This is a genomic window from Nonomuraea sp. NPDC049480, assembly GCF_044465905.1.
Lineage (GTDB): Bacteria > Actinomycetota > Actinomycetes > Streptosporangiales > Streptosporangiaceae > Nonomuraea.
In genome coordinates, this window is the sequence record NZ_JBITMD010000007.1 from 456,173 (window position 1) to 477,631 (window position 21,459).

The 21,459-nt window shown below is 68.0% G+C and carries 19 protein-coding genes and 1 tRNA gene; 12 read left to right on the forward strand and 8 right to left on the reverse strand.

What is annotated here, in order from left to right:
• Positions 1-648 (reverse strand): response regulator, encoded by a 648-nt coding sequence (locus ACIBX3_RS23340; RefSeq protein WP_397120195.1) that lies wholly within the window; start codon positions 646-648, stop codon positions 1-3.
• Positions 645-1,826, reverse strand: a complete 1,182-nt coding sequence (locus tag ACIBX3_RS23345; RefSeq protein ID WP_397120197.1) for a sensor histidine kinase — start codon at positions 1,824-1,826, stop codon at positions 645-647. The genes ACIBX3_RS23340 and ACIBX3_RS23345 overlap by 4 nt, the downstream gene beginning before the upstream one ends.
• A gap of 161 nt (positions 1,827-1,987) precedes the next feature.
• Here ACIBX3_RS23345 and ACIBX3_RS23350 point away from each other — a divergent pair.
• Positions 1,988-2,060 (forward strand) — tRNA-Arg (locus ACIBX3_RS23350).
• A gap of 94 nt (positions 2,061-2,154) precedes the next feature.
• Here ACIBX3_RS23350 and ACIBX3_RS23355 read toward each other — a convergent pair.
• Together ACIBX3_RS23355 and ACIBX3_RS23360 are read right to left on the reverse strand one after the other, a co-directional pair.
• A complete protein-coding gene (locus tag ACIBX3_RS23355) occupies positions 2,155-2,406 on the reverse strand; it encodes a CopG family ribbon-helix-helix protein (protein ID WP_397120199.1) in 252 nt (83 codons plus the stop codon).
• Between the two features lie 122 nt (positions 2,407-2,528).
• Complete coding sequence (locus ACIBX3_RS23360; RefSeq protein ID WP_397120259.1) at positions 2,529-3,242, reverse strand: tyrosine-type recombinase/integrase; 714 nt, start codon at positions 3,240-3,242, stop codon at positions 2,529-2,531.
• Between the two features lie 98 nt (positions 3,243-3,340).
• Here ACIBX3_RS23360 and ACIBX3_RS23365 point away from each other — a divergent pair, with 98 nt between their 5' ends.
• The 5 genes from ACIBX3_RS23365 (at position 3,341) to ACIBX3_RS23385 (ending at position 8,607) form a co-directional block, all read left to right on the forward strand.
• Complete coding sequence (locus ACIBX3_RS23365; protein ID WP_397120201.1) at positions 3,341-4,180, forward strand: thiopeptide-type bacteriocin biosynthesis protein; 840 nt, start codon at positions 3,341-3,343, stop codon at positions 4,178-4,180.
• A complete protein-coding gene (locus tag ACIBX3_RS23370) occupies positions 4,177-5,409 on the forward strand; it encodes a lanthionine synthetase C family protein (protein ID WP_397120203.1) in 1,233 nt (410 codons plus the stop codon). Before ACIBX3_RS23365 ends, ACIBX3_RS23370 begins: the two co-directional genes overlap by 4 nt.
• 16 nt (positions 5,410-5,425) lie before the next feature.
• A complete protein-coding gene (locus tag ACIBX3_RS23375) occupies positions 5,426-6,262 on the forward strand; it encodes a thiopeptide-type bacteriocin biosynthesis protein (RefSeq protein ID WP_397120205.1) in 837 nt (278 codons plus the stop codon).
• A complete protein-coding gene (locus ACIBX3_RS23380) occupies positions 6,259-7,410 on the forward strand; it encodes a hypothetical protein (RefSeq protein WP_397120207.1) in 1,152 nt (383 codons plus the stop codon). The genes ACIBX3_RS23375 and ACIBX3_RS23380 overlap by 4 nt, the downstream gene beginning before the upstream one ends.
• A gap of 432 nt (positions 7,411-7,842) precedes the next feature.
• On the forward strand, positions 7,843-8,607 hold the full coding sequence (locus ACIBX3_RS23385; protein WP_397120209.1) for an MFS transporter: 765 nt from the start codon (positions 7,843-7,845) through the stop codon (positions 8,605-8,607).
• Between the two features lie 91 nt (positions 8,608-8,698).
• Here the strand turns inward: ACIBX3_RS23385 and ACIBX3_RS23390 are convergent, their stop codons facing one another.
• Together ACIBX3_RS23390 and ACIBX3_RS23395 are read right to left on the reverse strand one after the other, a co-directional pair.
• On the reverse strand, positions 8,699-9,277 hold the full coding sequence (locus ACIBX3_RS23390; RefSeq protein WP_397120211.1) for a hypothetical protein: 579 nt from the start codon (positions 9,275-9,277) through the stop codon (positions 8,699-8,701).
• Positions 9,259-9,597 (reverse strand): PadR family transcriptional regulator, encoded by a 339-nt coding sequence (locus ACIBX3_RS23395; RefSeq protein ID WP_397120213.1) that lies wholly within the window; start codon positions 9,595-9,597, stop codon positions 9,259-9,261. Before ACIBX3_RS23395 ends, ACIBX3_RS23390 begins: the two co-directional genes overlap by 19 nt.
• An 88-nt stretch (positions 9,598-9,685) precedes the next feature.
• Between ACIBX3_RS23395 and ACIBX3_RS23400 the strand changes: the two genes are divergently transcribed.
• Together ACIBX3_RS23400 and ACIBX3_RS23405 are read left to right on the forward strand one after the other, a co-directional pair.
• Positions 9,686-10,198 carry a hypothetical protein gene (locus ACIBX3_RS23400; protein WP_397120214.1) on the forward strand — a complete coding sequence of 171 codons (513 nt, stop codon included), beginning with the start codon at positions 9,686-9,688 and terminating at the stop codon, positions 10,196-10,198.
• Entirely contained in the window at positions 10,195-10,662 is a 468-nt protein-coding gene (locus tag ACIBX3_RS23405; protein WP_397120216.1) for a PEP/pyruvate-binding domain-containing protein, read from the forward strand. Before ACIBX3_RS23400 ends, ACIBX3_RS23405 begins: the two co-directional genes overlap by 4 nt.
• Positions 10,663-10,855: 193 nt before the next feature.
• On the opposite strand, the gene ACIBX3_RS23410 is transcribed toward ACIBX3_RS23405, so the two are convergent.
• Both ACIBX3_RS23410 and ACIBX3_RS23415 read right to left on the reverse strand, forming a co-directional pair.
• On the reverse strand, positions 10,856-11,317 hold the full coding sequence (locus tag ACIBX3_RS23410; protein WP_397120218.1) for a hypothetical protein: 462 nt from the start codon (positions 11,315-11,317) through the stop codon (positions 10,856-10,858).
• Positions 11,318-11,875: 558 nt separating this feature from the next.
• On the reverse strand, positions 11,876-12,433 hold the full coding sequence (locus ACIBX3_RS23415; protein ID WP_397120220.1) for a M15 family metallopeptidase: 558 nt from the start codon (positions 12,431-12,433) through the stop codon (positions 11,876-11,878).
• 194 nt (positions 12,434-12,627) lie between these two features.
• Between ACIBX3_RS23415 and ACIBX3_RS23420 the strand changes: the two genes are divergently transcribed.
• The 4 genes from ACIBX3_RS23420 to ACIBX3_RS23435 all read left to right on the forward strand — a co-directional run bounded on the left by ACIBX3_RS23420 (position 12,628) and on the right by ACIBX3_RS23435 (position 21,148).
• Positions 12,628-15,690, forward strand: coding sequence for a BTAD domain-containing putative transcriptional regulator (locus tag ACIBX3_RS23420; RefSeq protein WP_397120222.1), 3,063 nt, complete (start codon positions 12,628-12,630; stop codon positions 15,688-15,690).
• 35 nt (positions 15,691-15,725) lie between these two features.
• Complete coding sequence (locus tag ACIBX3_RS23425) at positions 15,726-17,057, forward strand: CHAP domain-containing protein (protein ID WP_397120224.1); 1,332 nt, start codon at positions 15,726-15,728, stop codon at positions 17,055-17,057.
• Entirely contained in the window at positions 17,054-18,409 is a 1,356-nt protein-coding gene (locus ACIBX3_RS23430; protein WP_397120226.1) for a hypothetical protein, read from the forward strand. Before ACIBX3_RS23425 ends, ACIBX3_RS23430 begins: the two co-directional genes overlap by 4 nt.
• Positions 18,410-19,165: 756 nt before the next feature.
• The gene (locus tag ACIBX3_RS23435; protein WP_397120228.1) at positions 19,166-21,148 is read left to right on the forward strand and encodes an alginate lyase family protein; all 1,983 of its coding nucleotides are present in this window, start codon (positions 19,166-19,168) and stop codon (positions 21,146-21,148) included.
• The last annotated feature ends 311 nt before the right edge of the window (positions 21,149-21,459 follow it).

Consider the following 21,459-nt stretch of genomic DNA (forward strand, 5'->3'; position numbering starts at 1 on the left):
CTAAGTGCCCTCTGAGTAGTAAATCGCCGCCTGGACCCGACTCTTCAGTCCCAGCTTGTTGAGTACGCGGCTGACATGCGTCTTCGTCGTGGCCTCCGCCATGTCCAGCTCCCTGGCGATTTCGGCGTTCGACAGGCCCCGCCCGATGCAGGCCAGCACCTCACGCTCCCGAGGTGTCAGGCCCTCCGGACCAGCCGCCGGCTCCCTGCGCGACGGCGCCTGCTCGGCGAAGGCGGCGATCAGCTTCCGCGTGACGCCCGGCGAGATCAGCCCGTCCCCTCGCGCCACCAGCCGCACCGCCTCGACCAGCGAGTCGGCGTCCGTGTTCTTCAGCAGGAAACCGACCGCACCCGCCCGGAGGGCGCCGAACACGTACTCGTCGACGTCGAACGTCGTCAGGATCAGCACATCGCTGACCCCTGCCAGCTCCCTGGTGGCGGAGATGCCGTCGAGGCGCGGCATTCGTACGTCCATCAACACCACATCGGGCCGCAGCTCCCGAGCCATGGCCACAGCCTGCTCCCCGTCACCCGCCTCCCCGACGACCTCCATGTCCGCCACACCGTCGAGAATCAACACGATCCCGGCCCTGACCGCCGCGTGATCGTCGGCCACCAGCACCCTGATGGTCACCGTCCCACCTCTCATTCCCCGGAAGCAGCCGCGGACATGAACTCCGCAGCGCTCTGACCATCGGAAGTCGGCAGCACGGCCAGCACCCGCCACCGAGCCTCCCGGGGGCCGTGCCGCCCGGCCTCGAGGTAACCACCGACCAGGGACACCCGCTCTCGCATACCGATCAACCCGGCCCCAGCCCCGGGCAACCGCGCCCCGCTGCCGCCCAAGGCATTCTCAACGGTCATCACCACACGCCGGGCCTCGTACGAGACCACCACGTCGACCGGCGAGCCCCCATGCTTGAGCGCGTTGGTCAGCGCCTCCTGCAGAATCCGATACCCCGCGAGATCAACAGAGGCGGGCACCTCCTGAGGCTCCCCCTCGACCTTCAGCCGCGCGACCAGCCCGGCCCGCCTGACCCGCTCCACCAGCGTCTCCGCATCGGCCAACCGTGGCCGAGTGGCTTCGGTGTCATCCCCTTCCTGCCGCAACAACCCGATCATGGCTCTCATCTCTGCCAGCCCCTTCACACTGTTCTCCCGTACGGACTCCATGACCTTCCGTACCGTCCCCGGATCGAGATCCTTGCGAGAGAGCGCAGCCGTGGACTGGATGGCGATTGCGCTGAAGTGATTGGCGATCATGTCGTGCAGCTCCCGAGCCATCCGCGTCCGCTCGGCCGCGATGGCCGCCTGTCGATCGAGCTCCGCCAGCCGCGCCACCTGCTCGGCCCGCACCCGCTCGGCCACGGCCCGATCACGCTGCTCCCGCAGCACCAACGCCGTCGTCACCGGCGTGACCAGGACCAGCCCCACCTGCACCCCTGTGACGGCCAGCATCCGCCAGTCCCCGAGGAACCCGGCCACGGCCCCACCGGCGACCGCCAACATGGCGGTGACGCCGAGCAACACCCGAGCGAACCGAGCCGGTCCGTAGAGCGCGGCGGCGTACAGATTGTCGGTGAACACGAGCACGGTCCCCAGGGACGGCCCGACGAACCCGTCGATGGTCACCGCCACCACCCCGAGCCCCAGTGAGAGCAAGGGGGCCCGCTGCCGCACCACGACCCCCGCACAGGTGATCGCCAACGGCACGACGAGCACCCACGCAGGGACCCCGCGCTCGAGATGGGCCCGGCCCGCGATCAGCACCACACCCACCGCAAAGGCCACCCCGGCCCACAACGCCGCCCGCTTCATACCTCCCATCCCACCATCTCGGAACCCTGCCTCCCTCCTGCGAGGGACCTGCCTGTGGATACACCCTTCGATGTATCCACCCCCTGGTTCCCGCCGACCCAGGGAGGTCATGATTGCGGTAACCGGTTCGAGGCACTCCCCAGAACCCGCTATGCTTGCTTAGGCAGCGAGCGGCCGTAGCTCAATGGATAGAGCATCTGACTACGGATCAGAAGGTTGGGGTTTCGAGTACCTCCGGCCGCGCATATTTTGACCTGGGAGTTCCTTGATCTAAAGGGACTCCCTGAGTCGTTTCTAGGGGTGTGCTGTAGCAACGGCTGTAGCAGCACCGGTTCGTTCACTCAGGTTCACCTCCGTCCGTAGTTGTCTCTTCGCTTGGTAGATGCCGCGCGATGTACTCGTCCACGGCCTTCGAGATGAGCCACGATCGGCTCCGGTCCTCTCGCTCGCCAATGGCGTCGAGCCCTGCCTTCTGCTCATCCGTCAGCCGGACAGTCGTCGGCTTGTTCGACACGACTACATTGTAATACGGGTGACTACATCTGACTACATCGCTCTGGCGTGCAGGAGTCTCTCCGTGTTTCTGCACTTCAGAGGGGGTGTGTAGGGCTGTGCAGGGTTTACCTGTTCCACCTACGCGCCTATACGTACAGAGCTAATGCCTCAATCCCTGCACATCCCTACATCCCCGCAGGTCAGCAGCGCCTGAGGTCATTGGGCGAGGCGACCGAACCGGGACAGCGCCCCGTCCATCGAGTCCGCAGCCCGGCGCTGCACCTCCTCGGTGAGGTGCGTATAGATCTCCGAGGTCGTGGCGAGCCGGCTGTGCCGGAGTGTTCCCTGGATGGTCTTCATGTCCACGCCCTCTCCGTGCAGCCAGGTCGCCGCGGTGTGCCGGAGGTCGTGAATCCTCACCCGCTTGCCGTCCGGCCGCGTGATGCTCACCTCGTCGCATAGTGCGTTCCATGCCCGGTTGGCGTTCCGCGGCTCGATCGGCGTCCCCACCGATGTGGTGAACACCAGCCCCGGGTCCGCCCACACCTTCGCCGCCAGCCGCTCGGCGGCCTGGTCAACCTTGTGCTGCCGCAGCAGCGTGACCACGGCCCGGGGAACCGCCAGCTTCGCGTCCGACCCCTCCGTCTTCGCGCGGACCACGGCCAGCCGGCCGCGCCGGCGTCCGGTCTCCTGGTCGAGCTCGCCCCGCAGGCGCTGCAGCGAAGGGCCGACCTTGATCACGGCGTTGTCCAGGTCGATGTCCTCCCAGCGCAGCGAGAGCGCCTCACCGCGGCGCAGGCCGAGGCCGAGGATCGTCAGCCACAGCACGCCCCACCGGTGGCTATGCGCCGCCGCGAACAGCCTGTCGGCCTCCTCGCTCGTCAGCGCCGTCCCGCGCCTGCTCTTTCCTGACGGCGGCTCGACCAGCATGGCCACGTTGCGCGAGACCAGCTCGTCCTTGCACGCATCGTTGAGTCCCGCTGACCGCGCCCCGCAGGCCCGCAGAGCCGCCCCGGCTCGCGCACGAGGTGACCTCCCGCGACCACGGTCACCTGCCCGGCCAGCATGGGCGGCTGTCGCTCAAGCTGTACGGCCACCCTGACCGGCACGACGCCATCGTCACCCGCTACCTGCCACGCCTGGCGGACGCGGTCGGCAGCGAAGCGCGGTGGTGGTTCCTGCGCTACCACGACCCCGACCACCATCTCCGCATCCGCCTCACCGTGCCTGACGGCGCGTTCGCCGACGCCGCTGCCGAGGTCACTGCGTGGAGCGAGCAGGTGTGTCGGGCCGGGCTGACGGCGCGCGTGCAGTGGGACACCTACTTCCCGGAGACCGCCCGCTTCGGCGGCCGGGCCGCCATGGATGCGGCCGAGGCGTACTTCGCTGCCGACTCGGCCACGGCCCTCGTCCAGTTGACCGCGACCACCACACGGGGAGGGCCCAACCTGCATGCCATGACCGGCGCCAGCCTGGTCGACATCGCCGCCGCCTTCCTCGGCGACCGCGCCACGGCGATGCGGTGGCTGATCAAGCACACCCGCGCCGACGCCTCCCCGCCCGAACGCGCCATCTACGACCAGGCCGTACGCCTGGCCAGCCCGGACGATCATGAAGCCTTGGCCGCGCACCTGGCGGGCGAGCAGATCGTTTCCGGCTGGGCGCGGCGGCGGCAGACGTTGGTCACCTACCGCCGAGCGCTGGAGGAGGCGGGCACGCTTCCCCCGGCCGTCGTGCTGCCTGATCTGCTGCACCTGCACCACGCCCGCATGGCCAGCCCCTCGCTGGACAGCGAGCGGGCGTGCCTGCACTTGGCCCGCGCCGCCGCCTTGAGCTGGACCGCACGCCCCAGGAGGAGCAGGCCGTGAACGAACCGCGCCCGAACGCGCTGGCTGTGGCGGACTCGATCGCCACGGCGCTGGCCGACCCGCAGCCGTGGGCTGCCGAACCGCCGGGCAACGGCCTGGTCTGGCCTCAATCGCTGTGGGCCGGAGCGGCGGGTATCGCCCTGCTCCATATCGAGCGCGCCCGGTCCGGGCGCGGTGATCCCCGTATGGCGCACTCCTGGCTGGAAGTGGCCGCCTCCGGCGCGTTGACGGCGGCACCGAACGCGAACCTGTTCTTCGGAGCTCCCGCGCTGGCCTTCACCACGCACGCGGCCGCAGGCACGTCACGCCGCTACCGGGGCACGCTGGAACGCCTGGACGACGCGGTCACGGCGATCACCCGCACCCGCCTGACCGACGCGCACGCGCGCATCGACCGCGGCGAGCAGCCCGAGATGAGAGAGTTCGACCTGATCCGCGGGCTGACCGGCCTGGGCGCCTACCACCTCAGCCGTCATCCAGACCACCCGATCACCGCCGACGTGCTGTCCTACCTGGTGCGCCTGACCGAACCACTGCCCGCACGCGGCGAGCTGCCGCCATGGTGGACGACCGTCGCCCCCAACGGCGAACCCATCTCGGACTATCCGCACGGGCACGGCAACCTTGGCATGTCCCACGGCATCGCCTCGGCCCTGGCCTTGCTGTCCTTGGCCGTGTTGCGCAACGTCGGCGTGGCCGGCGTGAAAGAGGCGATCGAACGGATCTGCGCCTGGACCGACACATGGCGGCAGCAGGACGACGCGGGCGCGTGGTGGCCAGGCATGGTAACTATCGAGCAGGCGCGCGAGCAGCGCATCGACCCGTCGCAGCGCCCCCGGCCGTCGTGGTGCTACGGGATCAGCGGCACGGCCCGCGCCCAGCAACTGGCCGGCATGGCGCTCGGAGACGAGAGGCGGCAGGAGTCCGCCGAGGAGGCGATGCTGGCCGCCCTGCGCGATCCGGTGCAGCTCGATCGGCTCCCGAAGTGCGGCCTGTGTCACGGTATGGCCGGGCTGCTCCATTCCGCATGGCGGATGGCCGCCGACGCACGAACCCCCGACCTCGGCGACGAACTCCCCAGACTCGCCGCCCGGCTCGTCCCGCGGATCCCCCACTCCGCTCCGCAGGTTGGGCTCCTTGAAGGTGTCGCAGGGGCCGCGCTCGCCCTGCACGCCCTCGGCGCCGGCACCGTGGTGTCGAGCTGGGACACCATCCTGCTCTTGGCCTGATCTGGAGGCAACCCGCATGGATCCCCGCCCGTGGCGGCAAGTCAACGTCGTCTTTCCCGACTGGGCCAAGGCCGAGCACACCGCCGTGACCCATCTCGCTCCGCTGCTGGCGTCGGCCGAAGACGAACGGCTCATCACCGCCTGGTTCTTCATGCGTAAGACGCCCTGCTGGCGCGTCCGCTACGTGCCCAGCAACGACCGGACGCAGGCGCACTTGCGCGGCCATCTGAATGACCTCGTCCGGCAGGGCCACATCGACACCGCGACCGAGGTCATCTACGAGCCCGAGCCGTACGCCTTCGGCGGCGCCAGGGCGATGGCGTGCGCGCACGACCTCTTCCATCTCGACAGCCGGCACCTGCTCACCTACCTTGCCTCCTCGCCCGGCGTCGAGCCCCGTCGCGAACTGTCGATCCTGCTGTGCACCGTCCTGATGCGCTCAGCCGGGCTGGACTGGTACGAGCAGGGCGACGTGTGGGCGCGGGTAGCCGAGCACCGCGACCTGCCCGAACCGATCCCTCGGGAGCGACGGCCACAACTGGAGGCTGGCCTGCGGCGGTTGATGAGCGTGGACGCCGGCCCGCTCATGCGCGACGGCGCATCACTGGCCTTCGCTGCCGAATGGGCAGCAGCGTTCGCCGCCACCGGTTCCGAATTGGCTGACCTGGCAGCCGGCGGGCTGCTGCACCGCGGCCTACGCGCGATCCTCGCCCACCACATCGTCTTCGCGTGGAACCGGCTCGGCCTGTCCTACACCGTCCAGGCCGTCCTGTCCCACACCGCCAAGCAGGTCGCATTCGGATGCGACCCCACCGCCTCCGAGGCCGAGGAAACAAGGAGCGAGAGAGCATGAACGCCTTGCTGCAGCAGGCCGCGCAGCGCTTCCCCCTGATCGCACGCCCCCGGCTGGCGTGCCTGCCCCTCCGGGCCCGCGTCGCCGAGCTGCGCGACCTCGGCGACGCCGTCTCCCACGGCATGGAGGCGGGCCACCTTACGATTGCCGCCGAGGCGTTGAACAAGGCCGCACTGATCGCAAGCGACTGCGGCGTCCCGGCTATGGCGCGATCCCTGTGCTGGCGTCACTTCGCCGCCTACCTGCCTGCCTGGCCACTGGACGCCCCCGAGGCCCGCCACGCCCTGGAGCCGCTCGTCAACCTCGCCCGGCTGGCCATCCGCGAACACGACGGCGCCCGCGGCTACCACCTGCTGCACGACCTCTTTCACGCCGTCAGTACCGGCGGCTCAGCCGACATCGATGGCCAGCGCATCCCGTTCGCGTTCGACGGCCTCACTCGCACTGATGACGATCTCCACACGGTTCGCAAATGGCTGTGGGGCGTCTTCCTCGCCGAGGGCATCCGGGCACTCATCAGCGCGGGCCAATGGGACCAGGCGGTCGCCCACGCACAGCAGCACCGCGGCGTCGGCCAACGGCTCCTCGACGGCCGACAGGCCACCATCATCGCGCACTGCCTCGCCGGGCACACCGACACCGCCCTCAAGCTCGTCGCCGACAGTGCACCCGACCAACCGTGGGAACACCTGGTGGCCGGTTGCCTGGACCTGCTGTGCAGCCGCGCGGCCGGACTGCCTGCCAGCGGCACGTTCGCCGAGGTCCAACGCCAGTATCTGGAGCTCGATCGGACGCCGGGGCTTCTGGTGTTCCGTACGCGCCTCGGCCTGACCCTCCTCGACGTGGCCGCAGACACCGACCGATCCTTGGCTGACCGCGCGTTCACCTGCCTGATCAGCGACATTCTCGCCACGGCGGACGGGTATGCCGCGCGGGAAGTCCTGGCGCACAAGCAGGGCAGCGCGATGCTCGGCCTTGCCGAGCAGCATGAACTCACGGCAGCAGTGCAGGAGGCCGGGTTGGGATTCGGCACCATCCCGGACCCGCTGATGTCCGACCTCCTCGCAGCCGTGAGAACAAGCGAGACGGTGATCGAGCGCGGCCTTGGCTCCCTCACGACGGCTGTCAACGGGCATGCGTCGACCTAGAAACCATTCCTGCCGTGACTGGCCCCCCGCTCCAGCCATGGCAGCCGCCCGGCACAAGCCCGAACCGGGCGGCGCGGCCGTGGGACGGCGATGCTGGAGCGCCTGTCCCACGGCCGCGGTCCTGCCCCTCCCCGGGACATCCGGCAGCGAAGGTACTCACCATGAACGCCCTCCCCACACCCCCTGATGGCGGCTACTACGGCTGGGTGCCGCCTGGCAGCTCGCCGCGCTGGCCGTGGGTGGCGAAGCTGCTTCGATACCTCAGTGAGCCGACTTCCATCCCTTCAGCGGCTCGCCCCAGCGGGCGAGCACCGGCAACTCGATCTCAACGGAGAGATATAGATCAAGCAGGTTCCACTCAGCAGATGAGCAGCGGCGAAGCTGGAGGAGGGGCACTCCTTAGTCATGATGCGTGAACGCGTAAGAGCCCCCGTGGAGCTCCTGCGGACGAATCGGGACTATCGCCGGTACGCGCTGGCGAGGCTCTCCTCGACGATCGGCACCACAGTCGCGCCGCTGGGCCTGGCGTTCGCCATCATCGAGTCCGGGGGCGGTGCTGCCGCGCTCGGGTTGGTACTGATGGGCGGCCTGTTGGTGTTCATCGCGGTCACTCCGGCTGCGGGGGTGCTGGCCGATCGGCTGCCGCGCCTGTCCATCATCGTGGCTTGCCAGGTCGTCTGCGGGGTGTGCCAGCTCGTTGCCGGTGTGCTGGTGTTGAGGGGTGTGGCGTCGGTCTGGTCGCTGGTCGGGCTGGAGATGATTGTTGGCGCCGCCGGAGCGTTCTTCCAGCCAGCCGTCAAGGGTCTGGTCCCGCAGTTCGTCTCGCCGGGGCCAATGCTAGTCCAGGCCAATGCCTTGCTCCAGATCGCCAACAACGCCGTGGCCATCTTGGGGCCAGGGCTGGCCGGGCTGGTGATCGCCTTCAGCAGTCCCGGCGTCATCCTCGCCTGGGACGGCGCCACCTTCCTTGCCTCCGCCGCGGTGTTCCTCACTCTGCGCCTGCCGCCCTCTCCGCGACGGGAACGGCGGCGATTCCTGGCCGATCTGGTCGAGGGCTGGTCGGCTTTCCGGAGCCGCCGCTGGCTGTGGGTGCTGACTGTAGTGAGCACCTTGACGTCGGCGTGTTGGGCAGCCGGGGTACGTCGTTCCCCGGAAAACCGCTGTGTTGCGGCAGGTCGTGTTGGGATCGTCCTGTAGAGGTGTTGCGGGTATCGACAGGTCTTGCAAGGGTCCTCGATGTGCGGACCAGCATCAGCGTGCCGCCGTTGTCCCCGGGTGTAGCGGTCGCTCAGCGGGTGAGGGTGGCGGGTAGGGCTCGGAGGGTGGCGATGATGCGGATCAGGCTTGCCGGTACGGCCAGAAGCAGCGGCCACACCGCGATCGACGGCACGGTCATCACGGCGGCGAGCATGCCCGCGTCCAGGGCGACGAGGCTGGCTGCGGCGGCCAGCGTCGCGGTTCGGGTCTGCCGGTAGGCGCGCTTTTCCCGCGTGACCGTCAGCAGGGTGAGGGCGACGGCGATCAGGGCCGTGCCGTAAACGATCCGCACGGCCGGGGGAATCGGCCAGTCCCACACCTGCACAGACAGCAGGGTCAGCCCCCAGACCACGCCCATAAAGGGGCCGGTGGCCAGCAGGGTCATCGCGATTTGCCGCCACGGGGACTCGCGGAAGAACGCGGCGGTGATGGTGTCAGCGTCGCCGAAGTCGGCGATCGCCGCGTGTGCGGCCGCCTCAGGGTCGGGCAGTTCGGCGAGCTGGGCCTCGTACGCTTGCTGTAGCCCGTCGGCCAGTTCCTCTACGGCCTGTGCCGGAAGCCGGTTAGCCAGGATGGCGAGCTGCGCGGTGATCAGCTCGTGGCCGGCCATGGCCGTGTTCTCAGGGCGGCGGTGACGGCGGTCGCGAATTCCTGCCAGTTGTCGCGTTCGCCGCCGAGCGCTTTGCGCCCTGCGGTGGTGAGTTCATAGGTACGGCGGCGTCGGCCGCTCACCACCGACCAGCTGCCGTCGATCAGCCCGGCGCGTTCCAGGCGGTGCAGCGCTGGATAGACAGTGCCGGTGGGCAGGTCGATGCGGCCGTCGGTGGAGTCGCGCAGCGCTTCTTTGACGGCGTAGCCGTGCAGCGGCCCGGCCTCCAGCGCGGCCAGCAGCAGGCCATCCAGGTGGCCTTTGAGCGCTTCTGCCCTCATAGGTAGTAACGCTATATCGGGCCTTCCCTCGCGGCAACCATCGGAGTAGCTTCCCTACATATAGCAATGCTACGTATAGGAGCGGGCCATGGACGAGATCGACGTCTTGGGCATCCCGGTGCCGGACGCGGGGCTGTTGTTCTTCGCCGCTCTGGCCGTCCATGTGACGGCCGGCCTGACCTGCGTCGGGTGCGGCGCCGTCGCGGCTCTGGCCCGCAAGGGCCGCGCCCGGCACCTCCGGTTCGGCCGGATCTACCTGTGGGGCTTGGTGGTGGTGTGGGTGTCGATGGCGGTCTTGTCGGTGATCCGCTGGCGGGAGAACGCCCACCTGTTCGCCGTCGGCACGCTGGCCCTGGCCGTCGCGCTGGTCGGCTACACGTTGCGGCGCCGTCGGCCGTACCTGCACATCGCCGGCATGGGAGCGTCCTACATCGCCCTGCTGACCGGCTTCTACCTGGACAACGGCCCGCACCTGCCCCTGTGGGAGCGGCTGCCCGGCTGGAGCCATGGGGTGCTGCCGAGCCTGGTGGGACTGCCCTTGAGCGCCCGCGCGATCTGGCGCAGGCGCCCCGCACGGACGCAGCGGAAGGCGACGTCGTGATTATCGACCTGATCGAAGCGGCCGAGCAGGGGCCGGCTCGGGTGGGTGGTAAGGCCGCGACGCTGGCCGTGTTGGCCAGGGCCGGCTTTGCGGTGCCGGAGGGGTTCGTCGTCCCGGTCGGCAGCGACCTGGAGGAAGCGGAGATCGGCCGGCTCGGGGGCGGCCGGTTCGCGGTGCGGTCCTCGGCGGTGGCCGAGGACCTGCCCGATGCCTCCTTCGCCGGCTTGTACGAGACGTTCCTGAACGTGGCAGCCGCCGACGTCGCGGATGCGGTCCGGCGGTGCCGCGCCTCGGCTCGCGCCGAGCGGGTCAGCGCCTACCGGCGCACAGATGGAGGCACTGGTGATGGTATGGCGGTGCTGGTCCAGCGCATGGTCTTCTCCGTAATCTCGTGTGACTTCTGGGACGGCCGCGAGACTATGAGGTCCGAGTATGTTCCCGGTATGTCGTTCGCGCGGGAGTGACCCGCCCGAGCCGAAATCGCGCTCGCCCGGGCGTTCAGGTCACCGGCTGGGACCAGCCTCGTTTGGGCCCCCTGACACGATTTGAACCAGCGGCCCTAGTACCAGTCCTTCCCGTACCCAATCCCCAGCCCCAACGAGAAAGGCATCCCATGATCAGTCGGTGATCATGAGATGGCATCTCAGATGCATCAGGTCATCTCCCGTTCCATTCAATCCTCGCTCCGCCGACCGACGAACCCTTCGGGCCCCAGGTGGCGACGTAGATGCAGTAAGGGGAGGAGGAAGTCGTGACCTTCAGCGCGCCCGTGTACGTCGTACCGTCGATGTCCACTTTGGAGGTGCCGGCGTCCGGGCAGCCGCTGCGGTCGGTCCGCCAGAAGCGCAGGTCATAGTCCTTGTTGAGGCCGCTGGTCGGGTTGGATACGCGGCCCCATCGGTACCACGATCCGTTATACAAGCCCTTGCGGAGTTGGAGCCGCGCGCCGCTGGCTGCCACGTACTCCTTGAACGTGGTCACGTTGGTGGCCTTGGTGGGCACGGAATAGTTAAAGCTCTCCGCGGCTGCCGCGCTCGGGTTGGCAACGATGCAAGTGGCCGCGATCAGCGCGCCAACCGCAGTCGCACCGAACGTCTTGGGCAGGCTTCTGAACTTCACGAGTTGGATCCCCAATATGATCGACTTCTGGACTGTCGCTGGCAGCCGACCAGGCCGGTGACAGCCCCAGCCACGCTAGAGACCGCCGGTATGTCTTCGGTATGTCGCGCGATCCCGCCAGCGGCAAGAGGCCCAGCAGAGCGTCCTCCACTTCCACCTCCACGTGGTGCCCCGCTTCGAGCCCACCGACCTCACACCGCATGGAGGTCGAGCATCCGGGTGAGTCCCTCGCGGGGCTGGCCAAGGAGATGAGCCTGGCGCCGAAGGCGAGCACTCGCCGTCCCAGATAGTGACTCGTCGAATGGCCAGCTGTCGGTGGGGCAGGTGACTCTCCGATCAGGGAGGGGTCGATGGATACCGGCTACTGCCACCTCAGCTGCCTCACCCGTCCGCGACCACCCGGCGGAAAGCCGTCGCGTCCGCGACACCGACGGAAACTGCGGGCACACCGGTGTTATCAGCCTTGCGCCGGCGCGCGGCTGATCAAGGTCTTCGTATCCGACTTATCCTCCAAATGCGGACGTTCTCTATAGGGATGGGGCGCGGTCACCTCGATGATCACCTCATCCGAGAGGGTCCGTAACGAGCTGCAGGCGCACCCGTCATGAGGGCCCAGTACCGGTCACCATAGGACCAGTGCCACCACTCGGTCGGGTAGTTCACGAACCCTGCCGCGCTCATGGCGTCGCCGAGCAGACGCCGGTTGGCCCAGGCTTCAGGGGAGATCTCTGGATGGTGCGTGTAGCACGCGCCGCCGCTTTCCTCCGGCCCGGCGTTGACCGGCGTACCCATGTTTACCTCGGTGCCGTCGGCGGCGGCCAGCGTGAGATCGACGGCGGCTCCGCACACGTGCGGGGCCACTTCCGGCGGCGCCAGGGAGCGGCTGGCCTGGATGTGCACGAATTCCTCTGTCCACATGGGATTGGCCCGACGCAGTCGAGCGGCGTACCGGGAGAAGTAGTGCTCCTGCAGCGCGAGCGGCCGGTAGCCTTCCACGATGAGCAACCGGATCCCGGCGGGAAGCTTGCCCTGCGCGATCAGCAATCGGTCGACTAGGCCGACGCGAAGGTGCGCGTAGGCTCCGGCCGGGTCGGCTTGGCGATCGTCCACGAGCACAGCCGGCACCCTGCGCAGGTCGAAGAGCGGTTCGCCGCATTCCATCGCGGGGATGGCCGAGACCCGATGATCAGACATCAACACGATCGGTTCATTTGTCATTCGCGTGGGGGCCCTTCCGCTGAGTCTTCATTTGTATGATCATGAGGCGGCTCGCTCTAAGTTCTCTGCAAGTGCCCTCATGCGAGGTAGCAGTGGAATTTCGCCTGCTCGGACCGGTCGAGGTATGGAACGGTGATCATCGGGTGGCGCTGGGCGGTCCCAAACCACGCGCGTTACTGGCCGCGTTGCTGCTGCGGGCAGGACAGGTGGTCTCGATCGATCGGCTGGTGCATCTGGTCTGGGGCGCTCATGCTCCTGACACCGCTCGCGGACTGGTCCAGACCTACGTGTCTGCCCTGCGCCGGACGCTGGGCGGCGATCTGATCGAGACCCGGCCTCCCGGATACCTCGTGAGACTCGACCGCGGGGTCCTCGATGTCCAGGCGTTCGAGCGGCTCGCCGACGACGGCCGCCGCGCTGTGGCGGAGGCGAGGCACGAGGATGCGGCGCGGTCGCTGCGCGCCGCAGAAAGAGTGTGGCGCGGTCCCGCTCTGGATGGGGTTGGGGAGGCGCTCAGTGCCGATGCGGCCCGGTTGACCGAACTGCGGCTGACCGTCGTTGACGAGCGGATCGCCGTCGAGCTGCAGCTGGGCCGGCAGAGCGAGGTAGTGGTGGAGCTCGCCTCGCTGGTGGCCGCGCACCCGGCCCGCGAGCGGATGCGTGGCCACCTGATGACGGCGCTCTACCGGCTGGGCCGATCCTCCGAAGCGCTGGCAGCCTATGAGGACGGCCGCAAGGCGCTGGCCGAGGAGCTCGGAATCGATCCCGGTCCAGATCTGCGCGCGTTGCATCAGGCGATCCTCCGTGAGGATGTCGCCTTGCTGGGCTTCGTCCCGCTGGCCCAGTCGGCCTCGGTGGAACATGGGCAGCTCATCCCCGCCCAACTTCCGGCGGACGTACCGGACTTGGTGGGCCGGGCAGCCCTCATCGCCGACCTCACGCCTCTGCTTGACATGAACCACACCGCGCCGCCGGTGCTTGTCATCTCCGGGAAGGGCGGAGTGGGCAAGAGTGCCGTCGCGGTGCACCTGGCGCGCCAGGCGAGCCATCGGTATCCGGACGGCCAGCTTTTCGCCGACCTACGGGGCACCACCGACAGCCCGGCGACGGCAGAAGAGGTGCTCAGCAGATTCCTGCGCGCACTCGGTATCCCCTACGCCGCTCAGCCTGAGTCCGCGCAAGATCGGGCCGATCTCTACCGCAGCCTGCTCGAGCGGCGCCGGGTCCTGCTGGTCCTCGATGACGCTCGCAGCGAGCAGCAGATCCGCCCGCTGCTGCCCGGCGGGACCGGATGCGCGGTCCTGATCACCTCGCGGGGACGGCTGGCTGGGCTCGCCGGCGCCAACCTGACCGACCTGGATGTACTGGACACAGAAGGCGCGCTCGCGCTCCTCGGTTCCATCCTCGGTGAGGATCGACTGGCCGCGGAGCCGGGCGCCGCCGCTGAGGTCGTCCGGCTGTGCGGTCTGCTTCCGCTGGCCGTACGGACTGCCGGAGCCCGGCTGGCTACCCGGCGGCACTGGACGCTGGCCACCATGGCAGGACGCCTGGGCGTAGAGCACCGGAGGCTGGACGAACTCGTGGCCGGGGACGTGGCCGTCCGGGCCAGCGTCGGGCTCAGCTACCGACTACTGGACCAGCAGGCCCAGACAGCGTTCCGCCGGCTCGGTCTGCTCGGTACCCCCGATTTCCCCTCGTGGATCGTCGCCCCGCTGCTGGACATCCCCGCCGATGACGCCGACGACGTCGTCGAACGGCTCATCGACGCACAGCTCGTCGATCACGTCACGATCGACGCGGTCGGTCAGCCCCGCTTCCGGCTGCACGATCTGCTGCGGGTCTTCGCCGCCGAATGCTCCGAAGTCTGCGACACCGCTGCCGAGCGAGATGCGGCCATCACCCGTACGCTGGGCAGCTGGCTCCAGTTGATCATCGAGGTCGGCTCCCGGGTGCCGTCCGGCGAGGTCGAGCTGCGCCGTCACTACGCCTCCGCCCATCCCGTGGACGACCAAGTCGCCAAGCGAGTCATGGCCGACCCCGAGGCATGGCTGGAAGCCGAGACACCGGCCTTGATCGTGGCGGTCGAGCGTGCCGCCAGTCTCGACCTCGACGTGGCCGCCTGCGACCTGGCCACGGCGCTCTCCTTCTCCCGCGTCTTCTCCGCCAACCGGCTGGCCGAATGGCATAGCAGCCACGCTGCGGCGCTGACTGCGACCCGTCGCGCGGGCAACCGGCTCGGCGAGGCGGCCCTGCTGGCCGGGCTGGGCCAGATCCACTACAGCCTCGATCACTTCGCCCAGGTGCGTGAGCACCTGTCGCAGGCCCTCACCATCTTCATCGAAGCCGGAGACCGCAGGGGCGAGGCCGTCGCCCTGGCCGGTCTGGGCGGCGCCTGCCGGGAGCAGTGCCGCCTGCGCGAGGGCTTGGGCCTGCTGTCCAGGTCGGCGGAGCTGTTCCGCCTGCTGAGTGACGACATCGGCATCGGCGCGACCTGCCGTCTCTCCGCTACCATCCACCTGGAGCTCGGCGAGTACGACGCCACGTGGCCGCTGCTCGACCAGGCTCTCGCAGCGTACCGGCGCGCGGACAGCGGGCGCGGAGAGGCACTGACCGTGCGGACCAGAAGCCTGGTCCACCGTGCTCTCGGCGACTACGCGCAGGCCGGGCGGGACAGCACCGAGGCCCTCGCCATGCTGCGGGCCTCCGGCGAACAGCTGATGATCGCTTTCGCGGTCCAGTCGTGGGCCAAGGTGGAGATCCGGCAGGGCCGCGGCGCCGCCTGCCTGCCTTCGCTGGTCGATGCTCTTGAAGTGTGCAGAAACCATCTCGACCGGTACGGCGAGGCTCTGGTGCTGCGTACCATCGGCGAGTTCCACCTGGCTGAGGGTGAGCTGGACCTGGCAGAAGCCCATCTGATCGAGTCCATCGCCATCTCGCAGAAGCTCGGCACCGCGCTCCCGGCAGCTCGGGCCAGACGCGACCTGGCAGCCGTCATGGCGGCGCGCGGCGACAGCGCCGCCGAGGCGATGCTCGCCACCGCGCTGGAAATCTTCTCCGAACACGAGGCCAGAGAGTTCGTCGAGCTCACGCACCCTGCCGCCGCGTGCCTGCCCCCGCTCCGACGTCCTCAGCCCACAGGTCTGGAAAGGGTTTAGAGCGAACCTGCAGCGCGCCTCTCGATGCTCCGATCATGAAGATTCTCAAGGGCCTCCTAGGGGTGCTCATGCTTGCTCTCGGCATGGTCGCCACCTCGTCGGCGCCGGCCTTGGCGGTGGCGCGTTCGTCCATCGTCTCCGCGGCGCAGGACGAACTCAACAACTCAAGCCGCAACTACCAGACCTCCTCGGAGTGCAACTTCTACACCGGGTACTTCCGGGGCGGTTGGAAGGACACCTCAGGGTGCCCGACAACCGACGGCATCAAGTGGGCGAAGAGCGAATGGTGCGCCGACTTCGCCAAGTACGTCTGGAAGAAGGCTGGTGTCACCTACGCCGACGTGCCGGAGACCAGTGGGGGGATCCTCACCGGGTGGGCGCGATCCTTCAGGGAGTACGGCGAGGCGTACGGCACGTGGCACAGCCGTGGCAGCGGCTACACGCCCCAGCCTGGCGACGCGATCGTGTTCGACTGGGACGGCGGCGGCATCGACCACGTTGGCCTCGTGACCTCAGCGAACTCCAGCACGGTCTATACGATCGAGGGCAACACCGACGGCGGCCACACCAGAGCCCACTCCCGCTCCCGCTCCAGTTCCGACATCGTCGGCTACAGCGAGCCCGTCGGCGCGACGAATCGGCCGAGTGGCCGGGTGTCGATCTATGGGGTGTTGTCGGATGGGAGCCTCACCTACACCGCCCTCGACGCCGCTACCGGCAAGCGCACCCACGGCGCCATCCACGGCGCCCCGCTGCCCTTCACGCCCAAAGCCCTGGCCACCCTCGACTTCAACACCGTCCTCATCACCGACACCACCGGCAAGCTCTACCGCATCAACGTGATCTCCAACAGCGGAGACACCCTCGTCCACAACCCGCCGATCCTGCTCGGCACCGGCTGGACCCACGACCTGCTGGCTTTCGATAGCACCTACCTATACGGCATCGCCGACGGCGCCCTGCGCCGCTACACCCTCAACGCCACCGACACCCTCACCGCAGCCGGCATCACCAACAACACCCTCATCGGCGAGGGCTTCACCCTGAAAACCCTCACCGCCACCGGCACGAAGTGGATCCTCGGCACCACCGCCGGCGGCGCCCTCATCAGCTACCACATCAACGGCGCAGGCTCCTGGGACCGCTACCAGCTGCGCGACACCACCTGGCAGGTCTTCGACCACCTGCTGTCCCCCGGCGCCGGCCTCTACTACGGCCACCGCCCCGAAGGATCCCTTCACGCCTACCTCGACGCCAACCCCTACGACGGCCAGGGCGACGACCTCAGCGGCCAGACCCCCATCGACACCGAAGGCTGGACCCAAACCCTCCTGTCCGCCCAGCCCAACACCGTGACCAGCTCGTGAACGGGCGACTCTACGCGTTCCTGTCGCACGCTGCCGTTGCGGCCACGGCCGTGATCTCCTTGTGCGCCATCGCCTCCCCCTCGGCCGCGGCCCTCGATCCGCAGCCGGAGGTAGACGCGTCTGACGTCACCGCCGCCTACCAACTCGCCGCGTGCGATCCCGGCGGCACGACATCGACCGACGCGGCCCTGGCCACCCAGCTCAACCAGACCCTCGACGACAAGATGCGCGGCTACATGTCCGCATACCGCGTATCCTGCGCCCGCATGGTGATCAAGGCCGTGCACGACCGCGGGCTGGAGCCGCGGGCGGCCGTCATCGCGGTGACCACGATCATCGTGGAGACCAGCATCCAGAACATCAGCGAGGAAGTCGACCACGACAGCCTGGGACTTTTCCAGCAGCGCGCCACCTGGGGAAGCAGGTCCCAGCGGCTCGACCCGACGTGGGCCACCAACGCCTTCCTCAACAAGATGATCCGGGAATACCCGAACAACAGCTGGCGGACCGCGCAGATCGGCGACGTGTGCCAGAGCGTCCAGGGATCCGCCTATCCCGACCGCTACCAGGTCCAGGCCGGTGACGCGCAGCTCATCGTCAACGCCATCTGGCCCTATGTCAGCGGGCCGAAGGGGCCCGCTCCGGTGTACGGGGTGCTGCCGAGCGGGCTGCTGACGTATACGGAGATCGACGCGGCAACCGCGAAGCGTACCCGTGGCGCCGAGCTCTCGACCGTCCCCCTGGGGTTCAAGCCCAAGGCCATGGCCACGCTTGACTACAACACTTTGCTGATCACCCAGGACGACTCCGGCGGCAAGCTGTATCGGGTCGACATCATCTCCAACCGTGGCACCGTCACGTTTGACCCACCGATATTGCTCGGCACCGGCTGGACCCACGACCTGCTGGCCTACGACGGCAAGAGCCACCTGTACGGCATCGCCGACGGCGTGCTACGCCGCTACAACCTCACCAAAACGAAGCCAACCCTGGCCGACATCACCAGCAACACCCTCATCGGCAGCGGCTTCGCTTTGAAGACACTCACGACGACAGGGCCGGACTGGATTCTCGGCACCACCACCGCCGGACAACTGATCTCCTACAAGATCAACGGCGCCGGCTCCTGGCAGCGCTACCAACTGCGCGACGCCACCTGGCAAGTCTTCGACCACCTGCTCTCACCGGGCGGCGGCGTCTACTACGGCCACCGCCCCGAGGGATCCCTGCACGGCTACGTCGACGCCAACCCCTACGACGGCAGAGACGACGACCTCAGCAGCCAGACCCCCATCGACACCGAAGGCTGGACCCAAACCCTCCTTTCCGCCCAACCAGGAACTGTCACCTGAGAAACGCATGATGGGCCCCGGCGCCGACCGGGGTCCATCACAGGCCGCCCTCCCAATGTCATCGGCCTGAAATTCTCTCTGCCGTCTTGGCCCACCCGAACGGCTTCGGTGCAGTTTTCCACTGATCCATCCAGGCGCGGATGTCGGCTACCGGCGCCTGGACGCTCTTATGGACCCAATACCGGATCAGTTGGTCGGTCAGGTAGCCAGGAGGATCCGGTCGGGGCCGCGCGCGAGCACACGGCCGCCTCGCTCCAGGCCGCCCAGCCACTACGGGATACGGCCGACGTCCTCATACGAGCCGAGGATCATCCCGACTCGGGGCCGGCAGCGCCCGCTCGCCGTACGCCTCCAGAACTGCGAGCTCGCCGCCACGCTTAGCGGCCGCCGTCGACGAGCACGACGTGCGCGGGCCAGGAGCAGCGGTGCCCGACGCAGGCTTCGACGACGGCGCGGCCGACGTGGTAGGTGCCGCCGAGAATGAGCAGTTTGATGACACATCCAGGGGACTGGGGTTAATGGCAACGATCATGCCCGCTACCTGAGCCCGGTGGCGGCCGCAGCCGTTCGCAGCGCGGCGAACTCCACGCGCTGCGCGAAATCGACGACATACTGCCGACATACCAGGCTGAACTACCATCGCTCCGCATCCGCAGAGGCGCACGAGCAAGGTGAGGAACGAACCGGGTCGGTTCTCCTGAAATCGGCACGGTCGGCCTTGGCGCTTCGGCCGCGCCCCGGTGTCAGGGGCCGCGGATGCCAGCCACCCGCTGGAAAGCCTGCTCCGAGCGTCTGACTCCGACTACCCGTAAAGCCCTGGCTACGCCGTTCTCTGTCCAGCCAGCTCCTCTTGGAAGGAATCCCGTGCGTCTCGCTCGTCCTGTTGCTGCCGCAATTCTTGTGGCCGCCGCGTTAGCGGTCCCGCAACCCGCGCAGGCTGCTGTGTTCAAACATCCTGGCGTCCTGGTCAGCCGGGCTCAGCTCGACTTCGTACGAGCCAACCTGGACAAGGAGCCGTGGCGAGCCGCCTGGAGGAAACTGCAAAGCAGCTCCTACGCCTCGCTGTCCTACACGGCCAAGCCCCGCGCCGACGTGAACTGCGGCGGGAATTCCATTCCCGACAACGGATGTTCCGACGAGCGCAAGGACGCCATGGCGGCCTACACGCACGCCCTGCAGTGGTACCTCACCAAGGACGACCGCTATGCGAAGAAGGCGATCCAGATCATGGACGCCTGGTCAGCTGTGATCACCAAGCACACCGGGGACAACGCACCGCTGCAGACCGGCTGGGCGGGGGCCAACTTCTCCCGCGCCGCCGAGCTCATCAAGCACACCTACGGCAGCTGGAGCCAGGCCGCCCGCTTCGCCGGAAAACTGCGTACCGTGTACCTCCCGGCCCTGCTCAAAGGGCGGCCGGACAGCAACGGCAACTGGGAACTGATCATGACGGATGCCGCCATCGGCATCGCCGTACACCTTGATGATCGTAAATCTTTCAATGAGGCTGTCGAGACCTGGCGCGGAAGGCTGCCTGCCTACATCTACCTGAAGACGGACGGCTCGCTGCCCAAGGCGCCGCCGGGCAGCACGTACAACACCAAGGCCGAGATCATCGACTACTGGAAGGGGCAGACCACGTTCGTGGACGGCCTGGCCCAGGAGACCTGCCGCGATTTCTGGCACACCGGATGGGGTATCGCGGCCATCTCCCACGTCGCCGAGACCGCCCGCATCCAAGGCCTCGACCTGTACGCCAAGGCCAAGCATCGGCTGCGGTACGCGATGGACTTCCACGCCAAACTGCAACTGGGCGGGACGGTTCCGTCGTGGCTCTGCGGTGGGAAGCTCAAGCGCGATCTGGGGGACCACTTCGAGGTCGGCTATAACGCCCTGCACCACGGGCTCGGCTACGATATGCCGTACGCCAAGCAGTGGGTCGAGCAGAAAAGGCCCGCCGGGGCGTCGCACTTCCTGGGCTGGGAGACCCTCACCCACGCGCAGAACCCCGCTCGCTCCTCCGTGGAGAGCGCCTCGGTTTACGGGGCGATGCCGGACGGGAAGTTGACCTACACCTCCATTGACGCCGCTACCGGACAGCGTACGCGTGGCGCTTTTGTGTCCACGACCACTCTGGGTTTCATTCCCAAGGCGATGGCGACGCTGGACTTCAATACTCTCCTGGTCACCGATAAGGAGGGACGGCTCTACCGGGTCGATATCCGGACCAATCGCGACAGCCTCATCTTCGAGCCGCCTGTCTTGCTCGGCAGCGGCTTCACTCACGACCTTCTCGCCTACGACGGCAACGGCCACCTGTTCGGTATCGCCGGCGGGACCCTGCGCCGCTACACCGTCAATGCGATCAAGCCCACGATCGACAACATCAGCGGCGGCTCCGTCATCGGCGACGGCTTCGCCCTCAAGACCCTGACCGCGACCGGCCCCAACTGGATCCTCGGCACGACGGCCGGCGGCAAGCTGATCTCTTACCGGATCGACGGCCCTGGCTCCTGGAAGAGGTACGAGCTTCGCGACACCACCTGGCAGGTCTTCGACCATCTCCTGTCGCCCGGCGGGGGCGTGTATTACGGCCACGGGAGTAATGGCTCGCTCTTCCGCTACGCTGACCAGAATCCCTACGACGGCCAGGGCGACGACCTCAGCAGCCAGAGCGCCGTCGGCGCCGAAGGCTGGACCCAAACCCTTCTGTCCGCCCAACCCGCCACCGTCAGCTGACCGAACAACCGACAGCCGCTGGAGGACCCCGGATACCTTCCGAGGTCCTCCAGCATGGCCCGGCCCTCTATGCCTGACTCCACCATGGCCGATTCAGCTCGCCCTCAGCACCGAACCGGGGGGTCAGTACTGGCAGAGACCGTTGATCGAGTGATCTGTATTCGCCGGTGTGGGAAGATCCGTGGTCACTTTGTGTGGTCGCCGACCGCGTAACGGGGGTCTGTCCAGTGATCGGTGTATCTCAATCTTGACTGGGTCTATCGGGTGGCCGGGGTCAGGCGGCCTTCGAAGGTGATGGCGAAGGCGTTCAG